The organism is Halomonas sp. IOP_6, assembly GCF_021151565.1.
In the GTDB taxonomy this organism is placed as follows: Bacteria; Pseudomonadota; Gammaproteobacteria; order Pseudomonadales; family Halomonadaceae; genus Vreelandella; species Vreelandella alkaliphila.
In genome coordinates, this window is sequence record NZ_JAIRBO010000015.1 from 42,907 (window position 1) to 51,247 (window position 8,341).

An 8,341-nucleotide genomic window follows, 5' to 3' on the forward strand; every position below is an offset into this window, starting at 1 on the left:
GTGCTTAGCGCGTTCCGAAGATCTTATCGCCTGCATCTCCCAAACCAGGCACGATGTAGCCATGCTCATCTAGCCGGTCATCAACGGATGCGGTGTAAATCTCAACATCTGGGTACGCATCCTGAACACGCTTAATACCCTCAGGGGCAGCTACCAGCACGATGACTTTCATATGCTCACAACCACGCTCACGCAACATATCTAACGTCGCCACCATTGAGCCACCGGTCGCAAGCATCGGGTCGATGACAAGTGCCATGCGCTCTTCAATATCATTGGCGAACTTGGCGAAATAAGGCACTGGCTGAAGAGTCTCTTCATCACGATAAAGACCCACTACGCTGACGCGTGCGCTAGGAATTAGATCAGTTACGCCCTCCAGCATACCTAAACCAGCTCGCAGAATTGGCACAACCGTTACTTTTTTTCCCTTCAAGCGACGCGTCGCAATAGGCTCGTTGTTCCAGCCTTGAATCTCATGATCTTCGAGCTCTAGCCCCTTTGTTGCTTCATAGGTCAGCAGCTTAGCCACTTCACCAGCCAGCTCTCGGAAGCTCTTGGTGCTTAAATCAGCTTCGCGCAGCAGTCCCAGCTTATGTTGAACAAGCGGATGATTAATGGCGTAGACACTCATGGGACTTCCTCGCTGCATGGGATTCAGGATGGCGACCTAAGTCGCATCGACAAGCTTACAAAATTGCGCGCCATTCTACCCGCAACTGACCAGTAGGTTAAGGGGTTTCCGGCAATTGCCACTCAATCGGTGAACGCCCATGCTCTGCTAAAAACTGATTGGCACGGGAAAAGTGATGATTGCCAAAAAAGCCTCGATGCGCCGAGAGTGGCGAAGGATGCGGGGATTCCAACACCAAGTGGCGCGACTGATCAATCAGGACTTTCTTCTGGCGCGCATGACTACCCCACAACAAGAAAACGCACGGTTCAGCGTACCGACTGACGGTTTCAATCGCGCAGTCGGTGAAGTGTTCCCACCCCTTGCCACGATGAGAAGCGGCATTACCCTGCTCAACCGTTAATGCGGTGTTCAGCAGCAGCACACCCTGGTTTGCCCAAGACTCCAAAAAGCCGTGTCGCACGGGCGTAAACCCCACATCAGCAGCTAATTCTTTATAAATATTGACCAAAGAGGGGGGCACTTGGATACCCGGCTGCACCGAAAAGCACAACCCATGAGCTTGATTTGGGCCGTGATAGGGGTCTTGCCCTAGAATAACGACTTTCACAGAGGCTAAAGGTGTCAACTCAAAAGCGCGAAACCAATGCGATGAGTGCGGGTAGATAACTTTTTTGGCTGATTTTTCTTGGGCCAAAAATGCTTTCAGGGCTGACATATAGTCAGCCTGAAATTCTTGCCCAAGCCATTGATTCCAATCGTCGGGTAGCGGGTTAGCCATATTACTTCTTCAGTTGATCCGCCAGCGGCTCAACATAAGCAATGCCCATATCCCAAGGGAACTGGATCCAACACTGCTGAGCCACTTCGGTAAGGTATTGGTCAACCAGAGGGCGCCCTTCTGGTTTGGCATACATTGTCACGAAATGCGCCTTAGGCAGCATTTCACGAACAGCACGGGCAGTTTTACCGGTGTCTACCAGATCATCAACCAACAGCCAACCATCACCATCATGGTCAACGCCCTTCATAATGTCTAAACCGCCTTGATCCATATGATCATAGCTTTTGATACAAACGGTATCGATCAAGCGAATATTGAGTTCACGGGCGATAAGCGCCGCAGGTATTAATCCACCACGGGTAATCGCGACGATACCTTTGAAATCTCGTTCAATTAACTGATGACAAAGTTGACGCACATCGCGGTGCAGTTGATCCCAGGAAATGGTGAAGTGCTGATGATAGCGTTCGCTGCTCATAAGAGGCGTTACTCGTCTTCGGTGAATGAACATACCGCGAATACGCTATAGCCAGCGTCGCGAATTTTCTGGGAACCGCCCAGCTCAGGCAGTTCAATAATAGTTGCGGTTTCCACCACGTGCCCACCAGAGCGTTGAATTAGATTCGCTGCTGCAAGCATAGTACCGCCAGTGGCAATCAAATCATCCATCAGCAGGATACGGTCATTTTTCTGAAAAGCATCGGCATGAAGCTCAACTTCAGAGTGGCCGTACTCAAGCGTGTAAGTCTCACTGATCGTCTTGAAAGGCAGTTTGCCCTTCTTGCGAACGGGCACAAAGCTGCAGCCCAACTCATAGGCCAAGGGCGCACCAATGATGAAGCCTCGGGCATCAATCGCCGCGATGGCATCTAAGTTCATTTCCTGGTAGCGATGCACAAAGCTATCAATCAGCTTACGAAAGGCAGCACTATTTTGCAGTAGCGGTGTGATATCACGAAAATTTACGCCCTGCTCTGGCCAGTCAGGAACCGTGCGAATAACGGACTTAATGTAGTCGCCGTAGATGCTCATCGCGTCTCTCATTGATTAAAGATAAAGCGGGTAATTAACCCAGGAAAAGAAATTTTGCTGCAAACAGTAGCGCCAGCGTTATGACGGCGGGGTTCAAATCGCTGAACCGTCCCGAAAGCGCTTTAATCGCAACATAGCTAATAAAGCCAAGCGCAATTCCCTCAGCAATTGAGAACGTCAGCGGCATAGCCAGGGCAGCGATCAGTACCGGCGCAGCGTCGGTTGGGTCTTCCCAGTTTGCGTGGGCTAAGCTACCCGCCATCAAAACGGCCACGTAAAGCAGCGCCCCTGCTGTCGCATAGGCCGGAATAGAACCTGCTAACGGCGCAAAGAAAAGGCTAATTAAAAACAGCACACCAACCACAACCGCCGTTAACCCCGTACGACCACCGGAAGCGATACCCGCAGTTGATTCAATATAGCTAGTCGTTGTCGAAGTACCCAATGCAGCACCCGCCATAGACGCGGTACTGTCGGCCATCATAGCGCGACCAATGCGCGGCAGCTTGCCATTTTCATCCAGCAGTTTGCCGCGGTGGGCCACCCCTACCAACGTGCCTGACGTATCAAACAGATCCACAAACAAGAAGGCAAAAATGACGCTTAGCATGGCCACATCCAGTGCGCCCATTAGATCCATTGCCATAAAGGTAGGTGCAATCGAAGGCGGCATCGACATAATACCGCCATACTGGTTATGGCCGAACAGCATCGCAAGGATCGTGATACCCAAAATACCGATCATTACCGCACCGGTCACACGCAGATAAGAAAGCGCCGTAATAACGAAAAAGCCCAGTAAGGCGTAAAGTGCGGGTGGCTGGGATAGATCACCCAGTGCCACATAGGTGGCTGGATTAGCGACCACAATACCGGCATTTTTGAGTGCGATCATCGCAAGGAATAAGCCAATACCCGCGGCAATCCCCAAACGCAATGAGAGTGGAATAGAATTAATGATCCACTCGCGGATTTTAAAAATACTTAGCAGGAAGAACGTCAGGCCGGAGAAGAAGACAGCCCCCAATGCCGCCTCCCAGGTATAGCCCATTCCCAGCACCACCCCGTAGGTAAAAAAGGCATTCAGCCCCATACCTGGTGCTTGCGCGATCGGATAGTTTGCCCAAAGCCCCATGACAAAACAGCCAATGGCAGCGGCGATACAGGTAGCCACAAACACCGCGCCGTAATCCATCCCCGCTTCCGAGAGAATGCTCGGGTTGACGAAAATGATATAAGCCATCGTAAGAAACGTGGTGAATCCAGCGATCACCTCGGTCTTTACGTTGGTCTTCTGCTCGGTGAGCTTGAAGTAGTTGTCCAGAAGTTTCATGTCGTTTTTATCCTTCGCGCTTACGCTGAATGCGTCCCTTGATGCGAGAAAAGCCGCACATACTACCTAAAGGCTCTACGCGTTGCGAGTGCCCCGTGTGCCGCTAGCGTTGATGGGAACTCCCCCACCTATCTATTATGAATAGCAAACTTCAGTCCATGAGCTAACCGATCGGTCAACGGTAAGACAAAAAACACGACTAAAGACGACTCGCTAACACCCTTTCAACTGTTTCAACAATCACCTGGGTTTGCGGATCAATCTCGATATTGACCCTGTCGCCTAGCAACCGGTCTTTTAAAACTGTACGCGCCAGCGTCTCTGGTATCAGATTGACGCTAAACTCCACCCCCGCACTATCGCTGGCGGGACGTACGTCACCTACCGTCAAGCTGATACCATCAACACCAATGTACCCTTTCTCGAATACAAACTTAGCGACTCTCTCAGGCAGTGAAAACCAAAGCCGACGATTGTTGGGTGCCTCTTCGATTGCCACCACATTGGCCATACAAATAATGTGGCCTGACATGGAGTGCCCACCAATTTCATCACCAAAACGCGCCGCGCGCTCTATGTTGACGCACTGACCTGGTGCAATTGCACCAAGATTTGTCAAACGCAACGTTTCACGCATCAGATCAAAACTGACATTCTCACCTTCTATCGCGGTTACCGTCAGGCAAACACCATTATGGGCTACCGACGCACCAATAGTGAGCCCTTCACGCAACGCCTCCGGCAATGCGACTACGTGGGTGCGAAACTCTTCCAGCTCTTTAACAGCGACGACCTCAGCCACGCCTTGCACAATGCCAGTAAACATATTGCTACGCCCTCTTTCTCAACGCATTAAAGTCAAAACAGGTCCTAAAATTCTGTGCAAGCTTACTACTAATACCCAACCCGTGTGCAGCCAGAAGCCTTGCTACAAACGTTGAAACGGCTTTTTTTCTGATAACAAGCGCCGCATTAGCACTCATCAGAATCAATCACTAACAAAAATCATTGACTCAGAAAATAAACCTGAATTATCGCATTAAAACATGAAATAGAACGGCGCTAATTGACAAGACACCCACCACTCTTTAGACTTTCGCCGCAAATGTAATGACGCCGATTTGTACCCAGATTGCGGGCGTCCACCAAGCCAATGGCTTGGTGAAGTGCAGCTAAAAGGGTGTGTCCAGCGTTGATGGCCACCCGCAAGGGTGGCCTTTTTTTATTTCCCGCCCTACGCTTGCTCCCTCGCACTCCGTCTTCGGCCTACCGTTAAGGCAGACGCTATGATTGAAATTAGCAACGTTAGTAAAACCTATGGCACTGGCAATAGTGCCGTTCATGCCCTAAAAGATGTCAATTTAACGATTCCCAAAGGCACCATTCACGGCGTTATTGGTCTTTCGGGCGCAGGCAAGTCGACCCTTATTCGCTGTGTCAACCTACTTGAACGCCCAAGCACTGGCAGCGTATCAGTCGATGGCCAGGAAATGACCCGCCTTAGTCGCGGCGAATTAAACCGTGCCCGACACCGCATTGGAATGATTTTCCAGCATTTCAATCTGCTAACAACGCGTACTGTATTTGATAATGTGGCACTTCCCCTTGAGTTAATGGGCGAAAGCCGCAGTGCTATAAAGGATCGCGTATTGCCGCTGCTGGAGCTGGTGGGCTTGTCTGATAAAGCCAAACAATACCCAGCCCAGCTTTCTGGTGGTCAAAAGCAGCGTGTCGCCATCGCCCGCGCCCTGGCCAGCAAACCCAACGTCTTACTGTGCGATGAAGCCACTTCCGCACTAGACCCCCAGACCACCAGTTCGATTCTTGAGCTGTTGAGAGAAATTAATCAGCAGCTCGGCATCACCATTTTGTTGATCACTCACGAAATGGAAGTTGTGAAGTCTATTTGCCATCGAGTAAGCCTCATCTCCGATGGTGAGCTAGTAGAAGACGCCGAGGTCGGTGATTTCTTCACTGCGCCTATCACACAGCTGGGTAGGGAGTTCCTGAACGACTTTTTGCAGCTAAGCCCACCTAAAGAACTGATCGAGCGTTTAAGCGATACACCGAGCGAACATACTCATCCCGTCGTTCGGCTAACGTTTTCCGGTGATGCTGTTTCGACGCCGCTTATTTCACGCTTAGCGCGGGAGTGCAGCGTTGATGTCAGCATCCTCCAGGCAAAGGTCGAGTCCATTCAAGACCGCACCCTAGGGCTGATGATTGCAGAGCTGCTCGGCAGCCCCGCTCAAACTCAGGAAGCAATGGCTTATTTAGAAGCACATCAACTACAGGTAGAGGTACTTGGTCATGTCCAGCGCAATGTTTGATCTTATTTTACAAGCCACGCTGGATACGCTCTACATGGTGGCTATTTCAGGCGTGATCGCCACCCTGCTCGGCCTGCCACTTGGCGTCATGCTCTACGTGACTCGCCCTCGTCAGATATTAGCGATGCCAGCACTCAATCAAGTACTAGGCATTGTTACCAATGTTGGCCGCTCAATTCCGTTCATCATTTTGATGGTGGCGATTATCCCGTTCACCCGCATGCTGGTCGGCACCTCTATTGGTATTAATGCCGCCTCAGTGCCGTTAACTATTGCTGCTATTCCATTTGTAGCTCGGCTAATCGAAGGTGCGCTTAACGAGATATCCCCGGGGCTTATTGAGTCTGCTCAATCAATGGGCGCAACGCCTTGGCAGATCATTACCAAGGTACTGATCCCTGAGGCAAGGGGCGGTATTATCACGGGGCTGACGATTACGTTAGTGACACTGGTCAGTTACTCTGCCATGGCGGGCGCCGTAGGTGGCGGTGGCCTGGGCGATTTAGGCATTCGCTATGGCTATAACCGCTTCAACCCCACCATTATGTTAATTACCGTCGTTATACTGGTGGTGATGGTTCAAGGTTTCCAAAGCCTGGGCGACTATTTGGTGCGCAAAAGTGATCGCAAGTGACGATAGTCTGCACCTTTTATCGGCATAGTCGAATATAACCAAAACGCATTAGAATTTTATTTCTTATTGCCGCATAATCACATCCAACATTTACTGTGCCACAGGAGTGACACCATGCAAAAACTACTTATCGGCAGCCTGACTGCCTTAGCCCTTGCAGTTAACGTTGCCAACGCAGAAACACGCACCATCAAAATGGGCACTGTGGCAGGTCCGGAAACCGAAGTCATGGAAGTGGCAGCGCGAATTGCCAAAGAAGAGTATGACCTAAACGTCGAGATCATTGAGTTCACCGACTACGTCACGCCGAATGCTGCCCTCGCCGATGGCAGCTTAGACGCGAACGCTTATCAGCACGAACCGTACCTGCAGGCTATGGTCAATGACCGTGGATATGATCTTGCCATTGCGGGCTACACTTTTGTTTACCCGATCGGCGCATACTCTGAGAAATACGACAGCATTGAAGAACTGCCCGACGGCGCTCAAATCGCGCTGCCCAACGACCCATCTAATGAAGGGCGCGCACTCATTCTGATGCACAACCAGGGCCTGATCACACTTAATGATCCGAGCAACCTGGAAGCTACCCCCATCGACATCGCTGAAAATCCCCGCAACTTCCGTTTCCGCGAAATTGAAGCTGCACAACTACCCCGTGTACTACCAGACGTCGACATGGCGTTCATTAACAATACGTTCGCCCAACCGGCTGGCTTGAGCCTGAGTGACGCGATAATCAAGGAAGGTCCTGAATCTCCCTACGTCAACTTGATTGCGGTACGGGGCGGAGACGAAGATCGCGAAGAAATCCGTCAACTTGTTGACGCTTATCAGCGCGACGAGGTCATCGAAAAAGCAGAAGAATTGTTTAAGGGCGCAGCTGTACCCGGCTGGATCGAATAAACAGTACGGTTTTCTCTATCGATATAATCAGGCCAGCCTTAGGGCTGGCCTGATGTGTTTAATCCTATAAGGAATTCGTATGCATAGTGTTGATTATGCGTTGCTTAATCGGCAGCTTGAAGCTCTGCTAGACACACGTGATTGGCTAACCAACAGCGCACAAACCTGTGCCTTTATTCAACATGCCCTGAGCGACATCAACTGGGTGGGGTTCTATTTGCAGCGCCAGCCCAACCAACTCAGCCTTGGCCCATTTCAGGGCAAACCTGCCTGCCATCCAATCCCCTTCAGCAAAGGCGTTTGCGGGGCTGCTGCCCGCCAACAAGCTACCCAACGGGTTGATGACGTTCACTCTATTGCTGATCACATCGCCTGCGATGCTGACTCTCGCTCAGAGCTCGTTGCTCCCATCGTGATCGACAGCTATCTCTGGGGAGTGCTCGACCTAGACAGCCCCCAGCACGCACGCTTTAGTCAAGAAGATCAGGCGGGTATTGAGGCACTGGTGGCTACGTTTATTCGCCAGACTGACCTCCCTCTCTTTATCGACTAGCTTTATCGGTTGGCATCGAGTAGGAAGGGGAGTCGCCTCCCCTGTCCTCTCACACCACCGGGCATACGGTTCCGTACCACGGCGGTTCATGAAGAACGGTTAAGCCCTCTTACCGTATCCAGTACCGAGATCAGT

Annotated in this window: 10 protein-coding genes; 4 read left to right on the forward strand and 6 right to left on the reverse strand. The window is 51.0% G+C overall.

What is annotated here, in order from left to right; all coding sequences use genetic code 11:
* Positions 1-4 precede the first annotated feature (4 nt).
* The 6 genes from upp to K7H08_RS17905 form a co-directional block, all read right to left on the reverse strand.
* On the reverse strand, positions 5-634 hold the full coding sequence (gene upp / locus K7H08_RS17880; RefSeq protein WP_038483772.1) for a uracil phosphoribosyltransferase: 630 nt from the start codon (positions 632-634) through the stop codon (positions 5-7).
* A 97-nt stretch (positions 635-731) separates the two neighbouring features.
* A complete protein-coding gene (ung, locus tag K7H08_RS17885; protein WP_231658650.1) occupies positions 732-1,415 on the reverse strand; it encodes a uracil-DNA glycosylase in 684 nt (227 codons plus the stop codon).
* A gap of 1 nt (position 1,416) precedes the next feature.
* Positions 1,417-1,896: a xanthine phosphoribosyltransferase gene (gene gpt, locus K7H08_RS17890; protein WP_009723428.1), complete on the reverse strand. Its 480-nt coding sequence runs from the start codon at positions 1,894-1,896 to the stop codon at positions 1,417-1,419.
* An 8-nt stretch (positions 1,897-1,904) separates the two neighbouring features.
* Positions 1,905-2,450, reverse strand: coding sequence for an adenine phosphoribosyltransferase (locus K7H08_RS17895; RefSeq protein ID WP_038483768.1), 546 nt, complete (start codon positions 2,448-2,450; stop codon positions 1,905-1,907).
* Between the two features lie 34 nt (positions 2,451-2,484).
* On the reverse strand, positions 2,485-3,783 hold the full coding sequence (locus K7H08_RS17900) for an NCS2 family permease (protein ID WP_038483766.1): 1,299 nt from the start codon (positions 3,781-3,783) through the stop codon (positions 2,485-2,487).
* Positions 3,784-3,982: 199 nt separating this feature from the next.
* The gene (locus K7H08_RS17905; protein WP_120387033.1) at positions 3,983-4,609 is read right to left on the reverse strand and encodes a riboflavin synthase subunit alpha; all 627 of its coding nucleotides are present in this window, start codon (positions 4,607-4,609) and stop codon (positions 3,983-3,985) included.
* Between the two features lie 460 nt (positions 4,610-5,069).
* Here K7H08_RS17905 and K7H08_RS17910 point away from each other — a divergent pair, with 460 nt between their 5' ends.
* From K7H08_RS17910 to K7H08_RS17925, 4 genes are all read left to right on the forward strand, one after another.
* Positions 5,070-6,113: a methionine ABC transporter ATP-binding protein gene (locus K7H08_RS17910; RefSeq protein WP_038483762.1), complete on the forward strand. Its 1,044-nt coding sequence runs from the start codon at positions 5,070-5,072 to the stop codon at positions 6,111-6,113.
* Complete coding sequence (locus tag K7H08_RS17915; protein WP_089038188.1) at positions 6,094-6,747, forward strand: methionine ABC transporter permease; 654 nt, start codon at positions 6,094-6,096, stop codon at positions 6,745-6,747. Before K7H08_RS17910 ends, K7H08_RS17915 begins: the two co-directional genes overlap by 20 nt.
* A gap of 114 nt (positions 6,748-6,861) precedes the next feature.
* Entirely contained in the window at positions 6,862-7,653 is a 792-nt protein-coding gene (locus tag K7H08_RS17920; protein ID WP_038483758.1) for a MetQ/NlpA family ABC transporter substrate-binding protein, read from the forward strand.
* A 79-nt stretch (positions 7,654-7,732) separates the two neighbouring features.
* Positions 7,733-8,206 carry a GAF domain-containing protein gene (locus K7H08_RS17925; protein ID WP_095604129.1) on the forward strand — a complete coding sequence of 158 codons (474 nt, stop codon included), beginning with the start codon at positions 7,733-7,735 and terminating at the stop codon, positions 8,204-8,206.
* Positions 8,207-8,341: the final 135 nt, after the last annotated feature.

Excerpts from the sequence above, each read along its gene's own strand:
- upp (WP_038483772.1), bottom strand. The coding sequence starts at position 634 with ATGAGTGTCTACGCCATTAATCATCCGCTTGTTCAACATAAGCTGGGA.
- ung (WP_231658650.1), bottom strand. The coding sequence starts at position 1,415 with ATGGCTAACCCGCTACCCGACGATTGGAATCAATGGCTTGGGCAAGAA.
- gpt (WP_009723428.1), bottom strand. The coding sequence starts at position 1,896 with ATGAGCAGCGAACGCTATCATCAGCACTTCACCATTTCCTGGGATCAA.
- K7H08_RS17895 (WP_038483768.1), bottom strand. The coding sequence starts at position 2,450 with ATGAGCATCTACGGCGACTACATTAAGTCCGTTATTCGCACGGTTCCT.
- K7H08_RS17900 (WP_038483766.1), bottom strand. The coding sequence starts at position 3,783 with ATGAAACTTCTGGACAACTACTTCAAGCTCACCGAGCAGAAGACCAAC.
- K7H08_RS17905 (WP_120387033.1), bottom strand. The coding sequence starts at position 4,609 with ATGTTTACTGGCATTGTGCAAGGCGTGGCTGAGGTCGTCGCTGTTAAA.
- K7H08_RS17910 (WP_038483762.1), top strand. The coding sequence starts at position 5,070 with ATGATTGAAATTAGCAACGTTAGTAAAACCTATGGCACTGGCAATAGT.
- K7H08_RS17915 (WP_089038188.1), top strand. The coding sequence starts at position 6,094 with ATGTCCAGCGCAATGTTTGATCTTATTTTACAAGCCACGCTGGATACG.
- K7H08_RS17920 (WP_038483758.1), top strand. The coding sequence starts at position 6,862 with ATGCAAAAACTACTTATCGGCAGCCTGACTGCCTTAGCCCTTGCAGTT.
- K7H08_RS17925 (WP_095604129.1), top strand. The coding sequence starts at position 7,733 with ATGCATAGTGTTGATTATGCGTTGCTTAATCGGCAGCTTGAAGCTCTG.